Annotated in this window: 16 protein-coding genes; 1 reads left to right on the top strand and 15 read right to left on the bottom strand. The window is 52.6% G+C overall.

What is annotated here, in order from left to right:
- Nucleotides 1-58: 58 nt before the first annotated feature.
- The 15 genes from ACTU44_RS11595 to ACTU44_RS11525 form a co-directional block, all read right to left on the bottom strand.
- Entirely contained in the window at nucleotides 59-1,990 is a 1,932-nt protein-coding gene (locus ACTU44_RS11595) for an ABC transporter substrate-binding protein (RefSeq protein ID WP_462095457.1), read from the bottom strand.
- Nucleotides 1,987-3,915, bottom strand: coding sequence for an ABC transporter ATP-binding protein (locus ACTU44_RS11590; protein ID WP_114097676.1), 1,929 nt, complete (start codon nucleotides 3,913-3,915; stop codon nucleotides 1,987-1,989). Before ACTU44_RS11590 ends, ACTU44_RS11595 begins: the two co-directional genes overlap by 4 nt.
- Entirely contained in the window at nucleotides 3,912-4,544 is a 633-nt protein-coding gene (locus ACTU44_RS11585; protein WP_462095456.1) for a hypothetical protein, read from the bottom strand. The genes ACTU44_RS11590 and ACTU44_RS11585 overlap by 4 nt, the downstream gene beginning before the upstream one ends.
- Nucleotides 4,535-5,293 carry a polysaccharide deacetylase family protein gene (locus ACTU44_RS11580; protein ID WP_336080746.1) on the bottom strand — a complete coding sequence of 253 codons (759 nt, stop codon included), beginning with the start codon at nucleotides 5,291-5,293 and terminating at the stop codon, nucleotides 4,535-4,537. Before ACTU44_RS11580 ends, ACTU44_RS11585 begins: the two co-directional genes overlap by 10 nt.
- Nucleotides 5,290-6,423: a glycosyltransferase family protein gene (locus ACTU44_RS11575; RefSeq protein ID WP_462095455.1), complete on the bottom strand. Its 1,134-nt coding sequence runs from the start codon at nucleotides 6,421-6,423 to the stop codon at nucleotides 5,290-5,292. The genes ACTU44_RS11580 and ACTU44_RS11575 overlap by 4 nt, the downstream gene beginning before the upstream one ends.
- Nucleotides 6,413-7,021 carry a histidine phosphatase family protein gene (locus ACTU44_RS11570; RefSeq protein ID WP_462095454.1) on the bottom strand — a complete coding sequence of 203 codons (609 nt, stop codon included), beginning with the start codon at nucleotides 7,019-7,021 and terminating at the stop codon, nucleotides 6,413-6,415. Before ACTU44_RS11570 ends, ACTU44_RS11575 begins: the two co-directional genes overlap by 11 nt.
- Complete coding sequence (locus ACTU44_RS11565) at nucleotides 7,021-8,157, bottom strand: glycosyltransferase family 4 protein (RefSeq protein ID WP_462095453.1); 1,137 nt, start codon at nucleotides 8,155-8,157, stop codon at nucleotides 7,021-7,023. Before ACTU44_RS11565 ends, ACTU44_RS11570 begins: the two co-directional genes overlap by 1 nt.
- Nucleotides 8,158-8,168: 11 nt before the next feature.
- Complete coding sequence (locus tag ACTU44_RS11560; protein ID WP_462095452.1) at nucleotides 8,169-9,440, bottom strand: glycosyltransferase family 4 protein; 1,272 nt, start codon at nucleotides 9,438-9,440, stop codon at nucleotides 8,169-8,171.
- Nucleotides 9,441-9,461: 21 nt separating this feature from the next.
- Entirely contained in the window at nucleotides 9,462-10,664 is a 1,203-nt protein-coding gene (locus ACTU44_RS11555; RefSeq protein ID WP_462095451.1) for a glycosyltransferase family protein, read from the bottom strand.
- A 133-nt stretch (nucleotides 10,665-10,797) separates the two neighbouring features.
- On the bottom strand, nucleotides 10,798-12,372 hold the full coding sequence (locus ACTU44_RS11550; RefSeq protein ID WP_336080741.1) for an MBL fold metallo-hydrolase: 1,575 nt from the start codon (nucleotides 12,370-12,372) through the stop codon (nucleotides 10,798-10,800).
- An 89-nt stretch (nucleotides 12,373-12,461) separates the two neighbouring features.
- The gene (locus ACTU44_RS11545) at nucleotides 12,462-13,715 is read right to left on the bottom strand and encodes a molybdopterin molybdotransferase MoeA (protein WP_462095450.1); all 1,254 of its coding nucleotides are present in this window, start codon (nucleotides 13,713-13,715) and stop codon (nucleotides 12,462-12,464) included.
- A 34-nt stretch (nucleotides 13,716-13,749) separates the two neighbouring features.
- Nucleotides 13,750-15,510, bottom strand: a complete 1,761-nt coding sequence (locus ACTU44_RS11540) for an ABC transporter permease (protein WP_114097785.1) — start codon at nucleotides 15,508-15,510, stop codon at nucleotides 13,750-13,752.
- A 158-nt stretch (nucleotides 15,511-15,668) separates the two neighbouring features.
- The gene (locus tag ACTU44_RS11535) at nucleotides 15,669-16,694 is read right to left on the bottom strand and encodes a Fe(3+) ABC transporter substrate-binding protein (protein WP_462095449.1); all 1,026 of its coding nucleotides are present in this window, start codon (nucleotides 16,692-16,694) and stop codon (nucleotides 15,669-15,671) included.
- A 238-nt stretch (nucleotides 16,695-16,932) separates the two neighbouring features.
- Nucleotides 16,933-17,949 (bottom strand): Fe(3+) ABC transporter substrate-binding protein, encoded by a 1,017-nt coding sequence (locus ACTU44_RS11530; RefSeq protein ID WP_462095448.1) that lies wholly within the window; start codon nucleotides 17,947-17,949, stop codon nucleotides 16,933-16,935.
- Between the two features lie 179 nt (nucleotides 17,950-18,128).
- Nucleotides 18,129-18,962, bottom strand: coding sequence for a 3'-5' exonuclease (locus ACTU44_RS11525; RefSeq protein WP_462095447.1), 834 nt, complete (start codon nucleotides 18,960-18,962; stop codon nucleotides 18,129-18,131).
- A gap of 336 nt (nucleotides 18,963-19,298) precedes the next feature.
- Between ACTU44_RS11525 and ACTU44_RS11520 the strand changes: the two genes are divergently transcribed.
- Entirely contained in the window at nucleotides 19,299-20,333 is a 1,035-nt protein-coding gene (locus ACTU44_RS11520; protein ID WP_462095446.1) for an ABC transporter substrate-binding protein, read from the top strand.
- The last annotated feature ends 49 nt before the right edge of the window (nucleotides 20,334-20,382 follow it).

Here is a 20,382-nt window from a genome sequence, read left to right as displayed (position 1 = left end):
GTCGTTTTGTGCCCTTCCCTCGTTGGCAGCAAAACGCCCTGTTATTGGTTCAAAAGGCTTATCTGTCCCACCAGAATGTGTCCGGACGATAAATCCCGAAGAATGCACCTGGTTCCCAGCTATGAATGCCTTTTTCCGGGACATTGCGCAGGTCTTTGTCAACGACGACAGGCTGCGGCACATTGCCGATCAGTCCGATCGAGAACATGTTTTCAGAGTTGATATCAAGAATGCCCTGCCAGGCTTCCCTCCGGCCCTTTTCATTGCTGGTCTGCCATTTGCGATACAGATCCATCAGTTCCTTGGCAGCGGGCATGTCTGGCGTTTCGCCTGCCTCGCCGTCGGTCTGATAATACTGCCCCCATTTCGGCCATTGCAGACTGTCTTGCTGTACGGGAACGAATTCAGATGGAACAGAGTTGGCCGTCGCCAGACCGTTATCGACCCCGTTAAAGATCGACATGATGGTTTCGCCACTATAGGCGCGATTACGAAGAACCTCGCGCTGCAAGCCTTTGACAAACATCTTGATGCCGATCTGACGCCAGCTGTCACCAATCAGCTCGAGCATGTCGTCATGTTCAGGATTCTCGCCAGTAGTCTCGACGATGATTTCCATCGGGCGGCCGTCAGGCAGCAAACGGATGCCATCATCGTTGCGCTGATCAAGGCCCATGTCATCGAGCAATGCGTTGGCCGCCTTTACATCAAACTTGACGTAATTCTCGCGATATTCGGGTTTGAAAAGCGGGCTTTTTGGCAGAACCGTATTGTTGGTGGGTTGCGCTAGCCCAAAGAACAGAACCCGGTTGATTTCAGTACGGTTGATCCCAAGCGACAGGGCGCGGCGAAAACGTACATCGCGCATGACATCGCGCCAAACCGGATCCGAACATGTCAGATTGGGATAAAGGGCCGCATAGGAACCTGCACCGACATCCCAAAGGCGAACCTGATAATTCTGTTTGCCCTCGGACTGCTTGAGGAAAGTGTAATCCTTAAGAGACAGGATACGGCTTTGGAGATCGACCTCTCCTGCCCCAACTTTGGCCGGCACCAGTTTCGAGTTCGAGATATTGAAGATCATCTTGTCGATATAAGGCAGCTGATTTCCCTCGGGATCGACACGGTGATAATACGGGTTGCGCACAAACACGAACCGATCAGACGGTTCCTCCGTTGTGATCAGCCAGGGTTCAAGCGACGGGCGGTTGATGTTCGAAAGCTTATAGGGGCGGTCCAGATCCGTGTGAAGGACAGCCCAACTACGCAATCCACGTTCGTGAACCAGTTGCTCAAGCTCATCATGGTCACGATATTTTTCATGGAACTGTTTAAGGTAATGCGCCGGGCGATAAATAAACGGCGGACGGGTTGCTGCCAGCTCGGTCAGGAAAAACGGATTGGGCTGCGACCAGCTGTAGCGAACGGTGTATTCGTCCAGAACTTCGAAGGTTGCCGGTTCATCACCAACAAACAGGAAGCGCGGCGGACCAACCGGGAACAATTCGTCGTTATTGACGATGTCTTCCCAATAATATCTGAAATCCTCGGCAGTGAAGGGCTTACCATCGGACCATTTGTGTCCCTTGCGCAGATGAAGCGTGAACACGTTACCTTCTTCGTTCACGTCCAGTGCTTCGAGAATATCGGGCTGTAAATTCAGGTCCTGGTCATAACCGACCAGACGCGCATAGCCATATACGACAGCCATACGGATATCCTTGGAACGCCCCATGATGGTGACGAATTCACCACCATATTTTCCGATGGTTTTATCCTCGGCACCAAAATCAATAACGTTTGGATGTTCCGGAAGCCGCTCAAGCATTGCCGGCAAGGTACCCTTGGCGACAGCGTCCTCAAAATACGGAACTTCTGCCTGTGCCTTCACCGGCATCAAAGAAGCACCAACAAGCCCCATCCCGATGATCAGGCCACCGAACATGCGGCGCGCTGATACAGTCGAACTGGCACAATGCTTGATCATATTGCGACCTCCGTAAAATCGGCACGTTCAGCGCGTACAAAATGGTCTTCTGCAAATTGCATCATCTTGGGTGCACTGGTGTCATTGATCGTAAAGGGTGCTGGCCAGCGTGCCGGATCAGATGCCTTGCCATCAACAATTTTGTCGAAGTCGAGCAAATGATCCAGATCGGCAAACGGCACGGCATTCAGCAACGCCTGCGTATATGGATGCACCGGGTTCTTAAACAGCTGTTCGCGAGGGGCTGACTCAACAATGCGGCCTGCACACATCACAGCAATCCGGTCCGCGATGTAATCGACGACTGCCAGATTGTGAGAAATAAACAGATATGTCAGATTAAGATTACGCTGCAAGTCTTTCAACAAATTAAGTATTTGCGCCTGAACAGACACATCAAGCGCAGAGGTCGGTTCATCAAATATCAGCAAATCCGGCTTCAGGCTAAGTGCGCGTGCAATGCCGATGCGCTGACGCTGCCCCCCTGAAAAACTGTGCGGATAGCGACTTAGAAAACGTGGATCAAGCCCGACAAGATCCATCAGCTCAAGCACCATCTGTTTGCGATATGCACTATCCCCGACCCCGTGAATGATCATTGGTTCTGCAATGATATCCTGAACTGTCATTCGTGGGTTAAGCGATCCAAACGGGTCCTGAAACACGAATTGTATCCGTTTCCGGTATGGATTGAGCTGATCTTCATCAAGACCGGTCAACTCGGTCATCTGACCACTTTCACCGCGAAACAGGATCGAACCGGTATCAGGCTCCATCGCCCGCATGATCAGTTTGGAAAGTGTTGTCTTGCCACATCCGCTTTCCCCGACCAGACCGACGCATTCGCCACGATTAACCGTGATGGACACATCATCAACAGCGGGAACCAGCCGTTCTTCTGATTTGATCCAGTTGCCCTTGCGCGTGCTAAAGCTTTTGCTGAGATGGCGCACCGCAAGAACAGGCTCGCTTGCCATGGCCGGGTGCAACGCAAGTGACGGCGGAATTTCCGGCGCATCTCGCGTACCATCTGTCTGGTTGCTTTCAGAAAACAGACTTCCGGTTTTGGGTTTGATTTCCCGTAAAGGACGCAACCGCTCGTCCGGGCCCATATTGAAATGCGGTACGGCAGCCAAAAGTGACCGGGTATATGCATGACCGGGATTGATGAAAACATCATCGGTCTTCCCTGCCTCGACAACCCGGCCATCATATACGACGACCATCCGGTCTGCCATGTTGGCGACCACGCCCAGATCGTGTGTGATCAGCAAAACCGACATCTGCAGTTCGCTTTGCACTTCCTTGATAAGGCGAAGAATTTGCGCCTGAATTGTTACATCAAGGGCGGTTGTCGGTTCATCCGCCACCAGCAAAGCCGGACGACAGACCATCGCCATTGCGATCATCGCGCGCTGTCGCAGACCACCGGACAATTCAAACGGATATGTTTTAAGCGCCCTCTTTGGCTGCGGGAACCCGATCAGGGTCAACATTTCGATTGCAAGTTCGTTGGCCTCTGCCCGGCCTACCTTGCGATGAAGGCGCACGGCCTCACAAATCTGATCACCAATGGTATGAAGCGGTGACAAGGAACTCATCGGTTCCTGGAAGATCATTGAAATGCGACCACCGCGGATCGCACGCATTTCGGCACCCGAACGATCAAGCATGGCAAGATCAACACGCGTTCCCGGTTTCTTCGGGTCCGCGAAGATTATTGATCCTTTGGTAATCTGTGCTGATTTCGGCAACAGTCCCATAATTGCTTGCGAGATTGTGCTTTTGCCTGATCCGGACTCCCCGACCAGAGCGACCGTTTCCTGCGCACCGATGCGAAAGCTTACGTTTTCGACAGCCTTGACCCGCATATGCGGCAAGACGAACTCAACTTTCAGATCCTTGATACGCAGAATGTCAGTCATGTTCGTTTGGCACCACCATTTGAGCGCTCTGCCGCAGCAGCCAGAACAAGTGTTTCAGCTTCATCCAGACGCATCAGGTTTGTTCTTGTAACGTCGTCCACAAGAATTTGGTTATCTTTCGCCCAATCCCGTGAAATTTCAAGCAGATCGTCAAATCCGTCCAGTGTTGATTCTGCGACAATTTTGGTTTCTCCAGCATGAAGCGTCAGTTCGAACCAGCCTTTATTTCCATCGCGTTTGGTACTGAAATAACGCAAACGGAACTTTGAAAGTTCCGGCCATGCAAAAGCCGTCCCCCCGCGCAGGCTTGAAAGTCGAATACCGTATTCAGAGACAAACAGCTTGGACTGCAGCCTGATCAGGGTTCGAGCAAAATAAAAGATGAACAGCAATGCCAGACCGGCCGCCGTCCATTGAATGATTTCAAGCATGTCAGGGATAAGCGCGATCACACCGCAGATCAACAGGCCGACAGTTGATTTTGCCAGATCAGGCGCCATCAGTTTGGCCGGGTAAGCCATCACCTGAACATCACTGTCCCCCACCCCGACAGGTTTAACAGGATCCGCATGGGTCGTTGGCCCTTCAGCGGATTCAGCTTGCAAATGATCTTTGGGACTTATTGCCATGGAAATACCCCGGGTATTCTAAGCCAGCTTAATGCAGCATGCTCCATAGAGAACAAATTATCGAGAAACTTGGTCGTTGGTTCGTCATGAACAAGATGATGGGTCAGGATGCCGGTTGGCTCATCCCTGTCAACCTGCCCTGTTCTTCTGGCTTTCAGGTGATTGACCATCATAGCAAGAGCAACATCTTCACCAACAAATCCGCGTGTTCCGCGCCAATCGATGACATCGACATGTGTGTTGACCTGAAGAAGTCCTTCGAAAGGTTCGGCTGTCTTGCGCGCATTAAAGGTACTTAGCCCCCGGAACCCAAGTGAGTGCAGGCTCGCCACAACATCGCTGGCAATGCGGTTCCAGGGCGGAACCACGACAGGCAGGAACCGGCTTCCAAAGCGCGTTTCAAGAACATGAAACCCCTGTCGCAAGTCAGCAACCACCGCCCCGATATCACGAACGTCGTCAAGTTCCTGTTTTTTGCAACCTTCCGGCATATGGTTTTGATGAGACCATCCATGCTGCAATACACGGGTGTCCACGGTTTCCACCAGACGCTCGACAAGGGCGTCCTCCAACAGAGCCGGGATCACTGCAAGCGCTAGCGGAACTTTGTAATCCTGCTCAAATGCAAGAATGGTTTCAAGTTCCGCGGTCACCGTCACAGCATCGTCGTCGCGCCACCAAGCCGTGGCAACGCCGCCTTCGGCTTGCCACAGATCAAGCTCCGTGCGCAACTGATCCCAACCGCTCATACCTGCCCCTTAATCATTCCTGCGACAATTGACGCAGTCTTTTGCGCGCCATCCAATGCAATTTTTACGTTTGTCGGTTGGCTGGCGCGATCAATCTGTTTTGCTAATGATTGCGCAGACAGGCCATCAAGATCAAGCAGGGAAATAACCCCTTCTTTTGAAAGAATTTCTGCACGCTCTGTTTGCTCGCTTTCGCCCCCCTCGGCAAAAGGAACCATAACAGCAGGTGTTCTGGTCGCAAGCACGTCCATCAGCGTGTTATAACCAGCCTGTGACACAGAAACTGCGGCCCCGGCCATACGTTCCCGAAAGTCAGGGAGAAAACGATGAAGAGTGATGCCTTCTGGTAAATTCCGCGCAACAGCATCAAAACGTGCGGCGGGAAAATGCGGTCCGGTGACAATATTCCAGCGCGATTGTCCAAATTTTGAGGAATGGCTGCGGGCATTAATAGCAAGTTCGATCAGCTCTGCGCCAACAGCACCACCACCCGCCGAAACAAGAACACCTTCGCGCGATACCGTCGCACCAGCTTTCATGGCTGGTGCGACATATCCCGTATGAACAATTAAATCAGGAATCTGGTCGGCTTGGGCAAAGCTGCGATCAAAGCCAAACAACTGTGGATCGCCATGAACCAGAACCGCATCAAGATATTTTCGCGCAATATCTCCCATCCATTGCGTCTTGGCCGGGTCCTTTTTGCGCACCAGGAGATCACGCACCGAACAGATGATTGGAATTCCAGCTTTTTTGGCGGCTTCCAATAACGGGATCAGCTCAAAACGAAAGGCCCGACGTCCAAAGGGGAACATCTCGATCAGGACCAGTTTCGGAGCTGAAGCCTTGAATGCAGCAAGAAGTTCTGTCTTGCGGCACTCTTTCCACTCATCCCCAAGCAGATTGCCATTCGGGTCCACAAGACCGGAGAAATTGCTGTCTGCTGTTTTACACGGTGAAAGCTGAACAACCCGGTCTGCGGCAAAATCAATCCCGTCATCCGGCACACCACCACTCGCCACGGTGATCGAAAGCCCGTTATCGCGCATTGCCTGATTGATCAACGCCATGCGTCTGACATGGCCGATCCCCAGCAAATGCTGAACATAAACAAAGACATCAGACATCATTTAGCCCCGATACAGCGATCAGTGGCACATTAAGTTCGGACACTGAAAACCCGTCCTTCTCGTTCCATTCAAAAACATGCAAACGTTGCCAATCGAGCGTGTCGGGTATTTTCCCCATCATATTCCAGGGTTTTGCTGTGGCATAAACTGCACGTATGACGCCCTTGTGGGTAATGGCACCAAATTCCGGCACAGGTGAGCGACTCAAGAATCCCTCGACCCGTTGCAACACATCGCGGGGACTTTCACCACCATCGGGACGAAAATCCCAACCTCGATCCTCATTCTCGCGCATGGTATCCCCAAGTTCTGCACGCAATTCAGGAAGTCTTCTGCCTTCCCATTGCCCCCAGTTCATTTCAATCAGCTCAGGTTCAGGCGAAACCGGCGTAATGGACAAGGCATCCGCTGTCTCGCGGGTACGCGACAAGGGGGTACAATACCATGGAACAGAACGCCAAACGTCAGGCAGGCGAAGCTTCCGGTAGGAAGCAACGGTATCAGTACTCAGCGATATGTCGGAATGTCCCTGAATGCGTTTTTGAGCATTCCACTCAGTTACACCGTGGCGGAGCAATGCAAATCGGACGGCTTTCATTATCCGCCCCTTTGATGATCACAGGCAATCTTGCGAAGCGACGTGCCAAGGATGTTTGCCGCCGCAGCAACAGTGTGATGCTGCGATGCCTTCGATGCACCAGCTTGTCCAAATGGTCGAAGTACATCCAGATCCGTGGTCAGACAACTGGCAAGACGATCAGCAAATGCCTCCTCATCCCCCACCGGGACCAGCCAGCCGGTTGTGCCGTTTGATATGATACCGGACACGCCCCCGGAATCTCCCGCCAGAACAGGCAAGCCGGACGCCTGTGCTTCAAGCATCGCCATCCCGAATGCCTCGTTTACTGCTGGCCATACAAACAGGTCAGACTGCCCAAGGATATCCCGGGTTTCTTCGGGTACACACAATCCGGAAAAACTCACCTGATCTGATGCGATACCCTGCTCGTCAAAGAGATACTCGACACGATGTCGGGCCGGGCCATCGCCAATAACGGTCAGATGCCAGTTGGTCACACCAATGCGCAGAAGTCGCCCCAACGCGCGCGCCAAGACAGCAAATGACTTCAGCTTGTCTCCGTCTCGCATCATCGCTGTTGTCACCAGTCTGAGGCAATCCGGATCAATGCCCGCACGATCTTGAACGATCCAGCGGTCGACATGGGTAAAGGGTGCGATGAAATGCAGAACGTCGTCCCTGCAAACATCCTGCAAACAGGTCATATCCGATCGGTTTAATGAAAACACCGCTTCAGATTGACGCAAAGCGGTTTCAACCGCGGCATGGCTTTGGCGCCAGGGACCATCCGATCTTTTAGGTGCAAAAGATGCCTCGGCGACCACATAGGGAATATCAAGTGCACGAGCAACGATCGGTCCGATCCAGTCAGGTGCCTTGTAATAAAGATGATAGGTAAACCAGACATCGGGACGTGGACGAAAACCGGACTGATATTGCCGCAATAACCGTCCGGCGAGCTTGCCCCCGAGTTCTGAAAGCCGCGCCTGTTTAAGGCCATTGCCATCTGCAACCCGGCTTCTGAGGCGTGATGCAATGTCGACCTTCATGTCAGCAACCTCAAGCGCATCGCACAAAAGCTGCGCAATCAGCCGATCCCCCGATGGCACCGGATGGTCAACAGGTTTCAGCGGCGCATAAAAGGCGACCTGCAATCGCGTGTCTCCTAAACTGCTTCGGGTTGTCGGGTGATCGTTTTGTTATCTTTGGAGTCTGTGACACCAAACCGGTGCGCAAGCTCCTTCATACCACGATAGAACGAAAAATCCCGACGCACGATTTCGTTGCCTTTGCTGCCCATTTCATGGCGCAAGGCGGGGTCGGAAATCACCGTTTCCAATGCCTTGGCCAATGCATCAGGATCGCGTTCCGTTACCAGTTTACCATTCACGCCATCGACAATCAGTTCGGGGATCGCGGAAATAGAGGTCGACACAGCAGCCAGGCCACAAAGCTGTGCTTCCATCAAGACATTGGGCAGACCATCGCGGTCACCGTCCTGTTCGATCCGGCTGGCAAGTACAAAGAGATCGGATGACTGACAGGCTGTAATGACTTCCTTCTGATCACGTGCGCCACGCCAGTCACATTTCGCGGCGATCCCGAGATCGGACGCCAATTGTTTGTATTTGCCATCGCTGCCACCGCCAATATGAATAAATCGCCAATGCAAATCCGCAGGAAGCTTGGCAAACGCACGGAGCAAGTCATCATAGCCCTTCTTCCCCACCAGACGTCCGACCGAAAGGATCGTTACCGGATCATTGGCATCACGACCGTCCCGGCTTGGGCGTTGTGGAAGTTCTTCCGGAAAGCGTGAAAAATCCAGACCGTGATAAAGCAGATTCACCTTTTCAGGATCTTCTGCAAGCTGGCGCAGATAATCCACATTGGCCTTCGTACATGTCACAAGCCAGTCCATATCGCGCAGCTTCTCGCGCATGTCCCAGTCTTCACTGGTGTAAATATCCTTGGCATGGGCCGAACATGACCATGGCAGTCCCCGTATGATCGCGCAGTAACGTGCAACAGATGCCGGGGTATGCAGGAAATGGGCATAGATGCGTGTGATATCGTCGGGAAGTTCGGCTGCCATCACCAGCGCCTGCGCAAAGCGGCGCGCACGGTTTGATGTACGATCCCGGCGATAGTCCTGCCACCAGATATTCAAAGCACGACGATAGCCCGGCAGCTTGCGTGCCTTTAGCCATCCACGCAGAACCCGCATTGGTTCCTGATAGACATATTCAGGCAGGTAGTCGACCGCACCGGTGATGCGATCATTGATCGGGTGGCGTTTTTTATCTGTCGGGTGACGCAAAGACACGATGCGATACGGGATACCCGCCTGCTGAATGCCCAGAATTTCCTGCGCAATAAAGGTTTCCGACAATCGCGGATACCCCTTCACCACGATTGCGAGATTGTCGCGTGTCATTAATTCTGTTCCCGGTGATACTTATTCAGCAGCCATTTGCGGCGGAAGCCAGCGGTCAACCAGATCGCCAACGCGATCAAGCCCGCCCATCAGGTTCGGCACCGTCACATGCGACGGCTTTGGCTGGTTGATCAGTCCGTGAAGGGCATCTGCCATTTTGCGCGGATCACGACCACCCTTCTCGGTCAGCATCTTAACCAAACCAAGCTTTTCAGCTGCTGACGCACGAACATACTGTTCAAGTCGCGGCACCGTGCGCGGCACGATTACGGCCGGCTTGTCAAAGGACAGGATTTCGCAGAACGTATTGTATCCACCCATTGCAATGACACCAGCCGATCTGTCCATCAGCATCTCAACATTGGCATCAAAGGTAATGACCGAGAGTTTATCGATCTTCTCGGCACGTTCCATGAAGGCTTTTTGTTCGGCAGGAGGCATGAACGGACCCAAAACCACCAGTGACGGAACAGCAATGGTCGGATCGGTCTCATAGGCACTGATCACCCAATCGACCAGATTGATGCCATCCCCGCCACCGCCGGTGGTAACAAGGTAATAGGGCTCTTCTAGACCAAGGGCACCGTGCTCGGGCGTTGGACGACGGGTCGCGGTACGCGGCAGATAACCGGTATAGGCCATCTTGTCTTCCACACCTTCAGGCAAATCGATACCTTCAAGCGGATTACAGATTTCCTGCAGACCATAAACCCAGATCTCGTCATAGAGATCGGCAAGAGCCGGAACACATTGCTTGCGATCCCATTCTTCACGCAGATTGACCGGATCATCCATCACATCGCGCAAGCCCATCACCAAACGGGTGCGCCGATGACGCAACATCTTGAGCGTGGATTCCACCTCGCCGCGCAGGCCAAGCGGTTCTTTATCCACGATAAAGATGTCGGGGTTAAACACATCGGCAGTATGCTGAATGATTGACTCGCGCATCGCCAAAATCTGATCGACATCGATATTCAGATTAAGCGACGTATATTCACCGTTAGAGAGTTTTATAACCCCCGGAATACGGACAAAATCGACTCGCGAACGGAACTCGAAACTGCCAATAATCGGCGACCCCGAAAGAATCAGAACTGAAACATCATCACGACGTGAAACAAGTGCGTGTGCAATTGTCCGGCAACGGCGCAAATGGCCGAGCCCGAACGTATCATGACTGTAAATTAGAACCCGATAGCCGGTGTTCCCCACGATAGACATATACCCGCCCGTATGCGTAGTGATCCTAAATATTCTGCCAACCTGACCTCAGGGTGACAGCATATCTCTTATTGGCAAGCCGATCCGTAATCGACCAATCCGGCTTGCAATTGGTTTCCCATGATAATTGCTCTCACACTGACCGGATATCGCGCAAGAGTTTTTCGAGCAGTTCACACCTTTCGCTTCCTGTTTTAAGTCCCTGTAGCTTCTCGGAAAGCGCCGTAATCGTGCCTGCATACATATTATGCCAATCATCACATGAAAGTTCTTTGCCCGAGAGCCTGGGCTTGTTCTGAACGATATGCAGCGTACCTTTTTGCAAGGTCACCGTTTCATCAAGCATTGGCATGGAAATCTTTTCAGCCGGGATCTCATTGGCAATCAGAACATGCTGGAACGCCGTACGCGCGCCCTCCTCACCATGCGTAAGGAAAATCCGCTTGGACACAGGTAGTCTGTCACGTGTCCAGCGCAAGAGCATATTCTGATCGGCATGTCCGGAATAGACATCAAGCGTTCGAATACGCGCATGTACTTCTATTTCTTCACCGTGAATTCGGACATGCTTGGCCCCCTGTTGCAAGACACGCCCGAACGATCCGGCCGCTTGGAAACCGACCAGCAACACCGTGCAATTCGACCGCCACAGATTGTTCTTGAGGTGATAACGGATACGTCCGGCATCACACATGCCACTGGCCGACAAAATGATGGCGCCGCTTGTGATGCGGGCAAGCTGCTTGCTGGCCTCGACATCCGGAATCATGTGGAACTTGGGATGTTCCAATGCACGCGCATCATCTGCATTCAGATGCCGGGCAAAGACTTCGGTCGCGTGCTGGGCAAGCGGACTATCAATGAAGACATTTGCTTCGGGCAATTGACCACGATTAAACAGATGTGCGAGATCAACCAGAAGCTCCTGGGTACGTGCGACCGCAAAGCTCGGGATGACAAGGTTTCCACCGGCTGATAATGCTTCGCGAACTTCTTTGCCCAGCATGGCACGACGTTCTTCGTCATTAAGATTGGGACGATTGCGATCGCCATAGGTTGTCTCGACAAACAGATAGTCAATATCCGACGGTGCCTCGGGGGCCTCGTTAAACACGGCCTCGCCCGTACCGATATCACCTGAAAACAGCAATCGTGTCGGCTTGGCATCCTTGTCCTTCGCTGCGCACTCAATCTCGATTGAGGCAGATCCAAGCAAATGGCCAGCATCCCAGAAACGGGCACGCACGCCTTCGACAACAACCTGCCATTCGTGATATTCGACAGGTTTTAACTTCGAAAGCGTGTGCTCTGCATCCTTGCGAGTATAGATGGGGGTTACTTCCGGTCGTCCCCGCCGGGCATTGCGCCGGTTCAGGCGTTCGACCTCGCTTTCCTGAATATATCCGGAATCCGGAAGCATATAAGTCAGCAGATCACAGGTCGGTTCCGTCGCAAGAATGGAATTGTCAAATCCCGCCTTTACCAGTTTGGGCAGCAATCCCGAGTGATCGATATGTGCGTGGGTTAGAAGAACTGCCGATATTTCTTCGGCCTTGAACGGGAACGGACCATAGTTCAGTTCACGGACAGTTTTACTGCCCTGGAACATCCCGCAATCAACCAGGAACTTTCCATGATCGGTTTGCAGCAAATAGCATGACCCGGTGACACCACCAGCAGCACCACAAAACGTAACTGATACGGTCATTCCTGTTCTTCCTTCTGCACGTCAACAAGTCTGCAAGGTTTCAGGAATCACCCTGTCATTGCAATGATATGGATCACTTTTGGAATGGTTTATTGCAAACCGCGCAGCGGCAAATACAACACCACATCCCCTTTCGACACCTTGCCGCAATCTTCGGGAATTTCAACAAGCCCTTCGGCCCACACCATGGATGACAGCATCCCCGAACTGGTCGAAGCAAATGCCTCGGCTTCTAATTCACCATCATCATTCTGAATCAGCCGGGCACGCAACCATTCCCGACGGCCTGTACCCCGACTGAATTCAAAACCCGCACGAACCGGCATGCGCACCGGTACTGTTTGCGACTTGTCTGCCCCCATCACATGACGCAGCAACGGCATCACATAAAGAAGCCCCGAAACCAGAACCGAAACCGGGTTCCCCGGAAGCCCGATCACCAGACAATCACCGATTTTACCACGCATCAGCGGCTTGCCCGGCTTGATGGCAAGCTTCCAGGCCGTAATTTCACCAAGTTGATCGACAACCGGCTTGAGCAAATCGGCCTTGCCTACAGAAACGCCTCCTGATGTCATCACGACAGCATGACTATTCGCCGCATCCTGAAGCGCATTGCGCAAAACGTCAAAATCGTCTGCCAACAGTCCCAGATCGGTTACCACACATCCGATCTCGCGCAGCATTCCAATCATCGCAAAGCGGTTGGAGTCATATATGCCACCAGGCGGCAAAGGATCACCGGGCTTTGCAAGTTCATCACCGGTCGAAAAAACAGCAACACGCAAGGGTCTGGATACCTTAAGGCTGCCATAGCCCTGACCGGCGGCGATCGCAACGTCCTGCGGGCGCAATATGGCGCCTGCTTTCAGAACGATGTCACCTTGCCTTATATCTTCACCAGCCCATCGAATATTTTGATGCAACACCGTTCGTGCGATGACATCGGAACTGATCTCGATACATGTTTCAGCCTCGTTCGCGCTCACATTCTCCTGAATGATGACGCAATCAGCCCCGTCGGGAATGGCCGCTCCGGTGGCAATCCGAATAGCGCAACGATCCGGAAGGATTCCTTCATAGGGATGCCCCGCCAGCGAAGTTCCAACAACGTCAACCGGCCCGTTTATCGCCGCAAGATCGGCAAAACGCAGCGCATAGCCATCCATCGCCGAATTATCGACCGAGGGTACTGAAACCCGGGCCGTCACATCTTGGCGAAGGACCGCACCGTAACAGTCGGTCAAAAACCGGTCTTCAACGTCACGGTGCACCGGCACTTCGGAAAATGCGATGTCGAGCGCCTCTGAAAGCAATGTCAGTCCGGGTTTGTTATTCTGCATCTTTGTCTTCACCCGATTGGAACACGCTAAGTGTTCAGGATTTACCGCCATGGCCCGGACGGGATTTGGAAATCGCCCGGCTGAGCATAATGACTGGCACCACGCCGACAAGAACAATTGTCAAGGCACCAAGAGCCGCCTGTTCGATCATTTCATCCTTGGCATACTGGTAAACGTGGGTCGCCAGGGTATCAAAATTGAATGGTCGCAGAATAAGGGTTGCTGGCAGCTCTTTCATCCCGTCGACAAACACCAGAACAGATGCCGCCAGAATGCCGCCGCGCACCATTGGGAAGTGAATACGCTTGAGCGTTCCCCAAGGACTTTCGCCAAGGGTTCGTGCCGCATCATCCATGCTGGGCCGCACTTTGCCAAGTGCAGCCTCGATCGAGCCGTAAGACACTGCCATGAAACGTACGGCATAGGCGAACACAAGCGCAAAGACTGTCCCGCTAAGCAAAAGCCCCGTCGATATCCCGAACGTATCACGCATGATCGCGTCCAGGGCATTGTCAAACCGTGCAAACGGAATAAGCACCCCGATTGCCAGAACCGCGCCGGGAACGGCATAGCCGACCGATGACAGGCGAACAAAGAACTTCAAAACCGGCTGCGGGAACAGACGCAATGCATAGGCCATAAACAACGCACACCCAACGGCAAGCGCTGTTGCAAGGCCCGAAACAAGAAGGCTGTTGCCTGCAAACTCGAAGAAATCCGCCGTCCAGCTCTGATCGAAATAGCCGACTGAATAGTAGATCAGTACCGTTGACGGGATCACAAAACCAAGAACGATCGGCAAAATACAGATTGCAAGCGCACCAGCCTTGGCCACCGGGCCGAGGTCATAACCCGGCAGTTCCTGATACCGGTTTGTCGTGTCATGAAAGCGCTGACGACGACGGGAATAGCGTTCAATCACCAGAAGTGCAATCACCACTGCCAACATGGTCAGTGCGATCTGGGCAGCACCGCCCGCATTCCCCATGCCAAGCCAGACGTTAAAAACGCCAGCGGTAAGAGTGTGAACAGCAAAGAAATCGATGGTGCCGAAATCATTCAGCGTTTCCATCAGCGCAATCACGACACCAACAACGATTGCGGGACGTGCCAGCGGCAAGGCCACGGTCACAAACGAGCTCCAGGCGCTACGCCCCAAAACACGGGCCGCTTCGATAACGCAAATTGACTGTGCTAGAAAAGCCGCGCGGGCCAGCATATAGACATAGGGATAAAGTGTCAGGCTCAACACCATGATCGCCCCACCCTTGGTCCGGATATCAGGGAACCAGTAATCGGCAGCCGACTGCCACCCATAAATGTCACGCAGAATACCCTGCACCGGCCCGGCATATTCCAGAAGGTCGGTATAGACATAGGCAACAATATAGGCCGGTACGGCCATCGGAAGCAGCATCGCCCATTCAAAAAACCGTTTTCCCGGCAGTTTGCACATGGTGACAACCCAAGCTGCCGATACACCGATCAGCGTCACCCCGATGCCAACGCCAAGCATCAAAACAGCGGTATTCTTGACATACCGTGGCAACATGGTCGATGCCAGATGCGGCCAGATATTCTCTGTCGGAAAGAATGCCAGATAAGCGACGGCAATGATCGGCGCTGCCACCATCATTGCAATGACAAAGGCACCAATCAGCCATAGAGCCGACTGCCCGCGCGGCAACCAGCGCATGGCAACATTGCCACTTGGCATGCGCATCGGATCAAGTGTTTCTGTGACTGCGGCTGGACGAATATCATCGTCCTTTGGCGTATGACATGCGTTGTTCAAGGCAGTTTCCGTCTCAGTCGTCGAAGGCAACTTCTTCAAGAAGCTGTTAGGCCAGGTTCTGATAGCCTGCAATGATCGTCAAAGGCAAACGTTCAGACGAAATTCACCCAAAGAACTCGATATTCCCGGTCAACCAGTCATGATCAAGGGCTTTGCCCCTATTCGTTGAATCCCACTTCATCAATCAGACGGATGGCAGCACCGCGATTGTCCGCAATCGTGTTCAAAGACAGTTCATCATGCGTGAAGGTTCCCCAAGAACGAACCATTTCGGACCAGGCTACCCCCGGTTTGACCGGATATTCGAAGTTAACATCAGCATACATGTGCTGCGCTTCATCCCCGGACAGGAATTCGACCAGCTTGATCGCATTTTCCTTGTTTGGTGCGTTTTTCATCAAGGCAACACCGGAAATATTGACATGCGTGCCACGGTCGCCCTGATTGGGGAAGACGATCCTTACCTGCTTTGCGGCGGGCGCCTTGTTCGGGTCATCAAGCATCTTGCCGTAATAGTAGGAGTTACCGATAGCAACATCACAAACCCCCTGTGAAACGGCCTCGATCTGATCAATGTCAGCCCCCTGCGGCTTGCGCGCGAGATTGTCCTTAAGCGCCATCAGCCAGGTTTTGGTGTCTTCCAGACCATGGTGGGCGATCATTGAGGCTATCAGGGCGATATTGTAAACATGCATGCCCGAACGCACACAAATGCGTCCCTTCCATTTCGGATCGGCAAGATCTTCATAAGTCGAAATCGCAGCCGGTGCCACGCGGTCGATAGAGGTGTAAAGCACGCGCGCACGGGTCGTCAGACCAATCCAGAGATCATTCTCGTCACGGAATTGCGCAGGGATGTTTGCTTCGAGAACATCACTTGAAACAGGCTGAGCAATATCGGCATCAACCGCATCCTGAATACGACCGATATCAACTGTCAGGAGCAGGTCCGCCGGACTGTTGCGACCTTCATGCTTGATGCGCTCCACCAGACCGCTTTGCGAAAACAGAGTATTGACGCGAATACCGGTTTCCTCGGTAAAGCGTTTGAACATCGGCTCAATCAGGAACGGCTGTCGCAAGGAATAGACATTCACTTCTTCTGCTGCATGTGCGGCCTGAACCATCGAAAGCCCCATTGCAGCCGCGACCAGACCATAGACCGTTTTGCGCAGAAAGATCATGAATGCCTCTTGATAGATACGCCGCAAGAATGCGCAGCAATTAGGAATGATTTGTATTCGCCTCTGGCGAAACTAAAGGTCAGATGGCATTCCTTGCAAGTCCCAAAACCACATATGAGCCATGTTAAAGGGCCGCCTCATCTGCAAATCCGGCGCTTCCCGGCACAGCGCATGAATGCAAAAAGGGATGGCAAGATGCCATCCCCTGAAGAAGCTCGACTGCAAGGTCTCAAAGGACCTACTCGTTATAGCCGATGGTATCGACCATTTTGATCGCATCGGGATTCAAGCGAGCAATATCGGCAAGCGGCAGTTTATCTGCTTTGAACGTGCCCCATGATTTGACATTCTCCGCCCACTCGACACCCGGCTTGACCGGATATTCGTAGTTGACCTCGGCATAGATTTTCTGTGCAACGTCGCCCGTCAGAAATTCCATCAGCTTGACTGCATTGTCGCGGTTCGGAGCATCCTTGATCAGGCTCATGCCGGAAATATTCATCGACATGCCACGATCATTCTGGTTGGGGAATACGATATTTACCGACTCTGCCCACGGGCGCTGCTCTTCATTCTCAAGCATCTTGCCGTAATAATAGGTATTGCCGATGGCAATATCGCAGACGCCTTCCTTGATCGCCTTGACCTGACCACGGTCATTACCCTGTGGTTTGCGGGCAAGGTTGTTTTTCAGGCCTTCAAGCCATTCCTGCGCCTTTTCTTCGCCATGGACAGCAATCATCGACGCAAACAACGCGACGTTATAAACGTGCGTACCCGAGCGCGTGCAGACGCGCCCCTTCCATTTCGGATCAGCAAGATCTTCATAGGAGGTGATTTCACCTTCGCCCACACGATCCTTGGAGGCATAGATAGCACGTCCACGCTGGGTCAGGGCGAACCAGTGACCTTCCGGATCACGCAGATGCGCAGGAATATTCGCATTGATCACGTCATTGGATACACTGTCGGTCACACCGGCGTCCACGGCCTGCTGAATACGACTGATATCAACCGTCATCAGGATATCTGCCGGGCTGTTGGCACCTTCCTGCTTGATGCGTTCAACCAGACCTTTTTCAGCAAAGATCACATTGACCTTAACGCCGGTCTCTTCGGTGAACTTTTCAAACAATGGTGCAACCAGAAATTCCTGACGCAAGGAGTAGACATTTACTTCCTGCGCACTGGCAAGGCTTGCGGCAACAACCGTCGCACCAAATGCAGCAGCACCGATAATCTTCCTGAATTCCATCTGAACGATCCCTGTTGAACGTGATTACGTCTCTATTCCACCTAATTGCAAATCACTTGCAACCGCACTTGCAATTAAGAGCAATCCGCACGCAGTTCAACAGCCATTGTCAAATGCACCGCTACAAGTGTGAACAATGTCACACATTAGAAACTGTTAATTCACGGTAGTTTTCCGGATCAAAGAACGTTGAAGGATCCGCCACTTGATACACGCCAGGCATCGAGGAACTCCTGATAGGCCGGAACGTCCCCTGCCCGTTCTTCAAGCCAGCCAACAGTCAAATTGATGGCGTGATTATAGCCATCACGATCAGTCAGCCCGGTATGAAGCGCATGTCGCAGATACAACAGATAGGTATTGAGGACATCGGTCTCGCAATAGCGTCGAATAGCGTCAATCTCGCCATTGTCATACATGTCCGAGACCTTACTGCCATCAACCCCGGTCTTGCCCGGCAGATCAAGGGCCGCGCAGACTTCGTTCATTTTGGTACGCGCTGATGCCCCGTAATCAGACAGGACTTCCGCCAGATCACAATGCCAGTTTGGCGCATAGCGTGAGGTGTAATTTTCCCACTTGTTTGTTGCCTGATGCAACCAGCGCGCCGTGACACCATGTTTCATCGCCCGGTATTTCAGGACCGGCAAGTCGAAACCACGGCCATTGAAGCTCACAAGCCTCGGGTAAAGCTTGCCGCAATAGGCGAAGAACCCGTTCACCAGGTCCTTTTCCTCGGATGACAATTCTCCGCCTGATCGCAACTCTTCGAGCTCGTACATCTCAAGATCACCGTCACGCTGGATGGTTGCCCGAAGGAAACTGATCGCAACAACCTTGTGAAACGGTTGGCGCGGGAACCCATTGCGCCCACTGGTGATTTCCAGGTGGTACTCTTCAAGCATCTTGCGACCGGTTTCGGGGTCTGGTGCGGTTTCCCCGGTCAGTTGCGGCAGCACATCGATATCGGGCACGGTTTCAATATCAAAAACGAAAAGACTGGAATGCATCATGGCTGGCCCCAAAGGTTTGTTTTGCCCAACATAACGACAAGCGTTTCGAAATTCACAGGAATATTGGCGCGAACTGACAGCAGTTTACCTGACATCTCCTGACATAACTGTCAGGAGCGATATGCAATGATCCCGACAACCGAACGTCATCACGTAACGGTTATCTCACATGCCGGGGGTTGCAAGATTTTTGAACCCACGGTTAAACTTGCACCACCTGTATCAGGGGCACGGTCTGGCTCATTATAAAACCAAAACCAAATTGAGCACGCGCATATACCGCAAAGACGGTGCATTTGATGCGATTCCGGACCGCAACCACGAAGGGACAGAAGGATGAAAACCCTGCCTACCGGAGCCGCAATGCTTATGGCCGCAGGCCTTGCATTTTCCACATTCAGTTCAAGCGCGCAGGCACAGGAAACGTCCTGCGAAATAGATCGTCCGGTGATGTTTGCCGGATTGAACTATGACAGCGCACTGTTTCACAATGCCGTTGCACGTTTCATTATTGAAAAGGGATATGGCTGTAAAACCGACGCACTGCCCGGCGACGTCATTCCACTTTTGACCGGGGCTGGCAAAGGCGATGTTGATGTCGTCATGGAAATCTGGCGCGACAATGTTGCTGATGCATGGAAAAAGGCAGAAGCCGCAGGAACCGTAAGCCAGATCGGCGTAAATTTTGACGATGCAATCGAAGGCTGGTTCGTGCCACGCTATGTGGTCGAAGGCAACGCCGAACGCGGGATCGAACCGATGGCACCGGGTCTTAAGTCGGTTTCCGACTTGCCCAAATATATCGATCTTTTTGATGACCCCGAAGAACCCGGCAAAGGACGTTTCTATAACTGCCCGTCGGGCTGGGTTTGTGAAAAGGTCAATTCGGCAAAATTACACGCCTATAATCTTGATGAAAGTTACACAAACTTCCGTCCTGGCACAGGTGCGGCACTTTCTGCGGCCATTGCATCAGCCCACAAACGCGGGAAACCGGCCCTTTATTATTATTGGGGACCAACGTGGGTCATGGGGCTTTATGACAGTTACCGGCTTGAAGAACCCGCCTATGATGCGGCGATTTTTGACAAGCTCAAAACCGATCCCGCCCCGACCAAGGCAACAGCCTATCCGCAAAGCACGGTGACAGTTGGCGTCAATACCGACTTCATGAAATCCGCACCCAAACTGGTCACATTCCTGACCCATTACGAAACAAGTAATTCACTGGTTTCAGAAATGCTGGCCTATATGCAGGAAAACAACGAAAAACCCGAAGGGGCCGCTCTTTATTTCCTGCAACAGAAACCTGAAATCTGGAAGCCATGGGTGCCAGATGCCGTCGCGGAACGGGTCGAAAGCGCGCTTTAAGATTTGACTGCCCGAGAAACGATCTGAACAAATCAAGCAAGGCGCAGCG

It is taken from the genome of Thalassospira sp. SM2505 (assembly GCF_054901115.1).
This window is presented reverse-complemented; position numbering and strand designations above follow the sequence as displayed.

Coding starts and splice junctions, on each gene's coding strand:
- ACTU44_RS11595 (WP_462095457.1), bottom strand. CDS start 1,990: ATGATCAAGCATTGTGCCAGTTCGACTGTATCAGCGCGCCGCATGTTC.
- ACTU44_RS11590 (WP_114097676.1), bottom strand. CDS start 3,915: ATGACTGACATTCTGCGTATCAAGGATCTGAAAGTTGAGTTCGTCTTG.
- ACTU44_RS11585 (WP_462095456.1), bottom strand. CDS start 4,544: ATGGCAATAAGTCCCAAAGATCATTTGCAAGCTGAATCCGCTGAAGGG.
- ACTU44_RS11580 (WP_336080746.1), bottom strand. CDS start 5,293: ATGAGCGGTTGGGATCAGTTGCGCACGGAGCTTGATCTGTGGCAAGCC.
- ACTU44_RS11575 (WP_462095455.1), bottom strand. CDS start 6,423: ATGATGTCTGATGTCTTTGTTTATGTTCAGCATTTGCTGGGGATCGGC.
- ACTU44_RS11570 (WP_462095454.1), bottom strand. CDS start 7,021: ATGAAAGCCGTCCGATTTGCATTGCTCCGCCACGGTGTAACTGAGTGG.
- ACTU44_RS11560 (WP_462095452.1), bottom strand. CDS start 9,440: ATGACACGCGACAATCTCGCAATCGTGGTGAAGGGGTATCCGCGATTG.
- ACTU44_RS11555 (WP_462095451.1), bottom strand. CDS start 10,664: ATGTCTATCGTGGGGAACACCGGCTATCGGGTTCTAATTTACAGTCAT.
- ACTU44_RS11550 (WP_336080741.1), bottom strand. CDS start 12,372: ATGACCGTATCAGTTACGTTTTGTGGTGCTGCTGGTGGTGTCACCGGG.
- ACTU44_RS11545 (WP_462095450.1), bottom strand. CDS start 13,715: ATGCAGAATAACAAACCCGGACTGACATTGCTTTCAGAGGCGCTCGAC.
- ACTU44_RS11535 (WP_462095449.1), bottom strand. CDS start 16,694: ATGATCTTTCTGCGCAAAACGGTCTATGGTCTGGTCGCGGCTGCAATG.
- ACTU44_RS11530 (WP_462095448.1), bottom strand. CDS start 17,949: ATGGAATTCAGGAAGATTATCGGTGCTGCTGCATTTGGTGCGACGGTT.
- ACTU44_RS11525 (WP_462095447.1), bottom strand. CDS start 18,962: ATGATGCATTCCAGTCTTTTCGTTTTTGATATTGAAACCGTGCCCGAT.
- ACTU44_RS11520 (WP_462095446.1), top strand. CDS start 19,299: ATGAAAACCCTGCCTACCGGAGCCGCAATGCTTATGGCCGCAGGCCTT.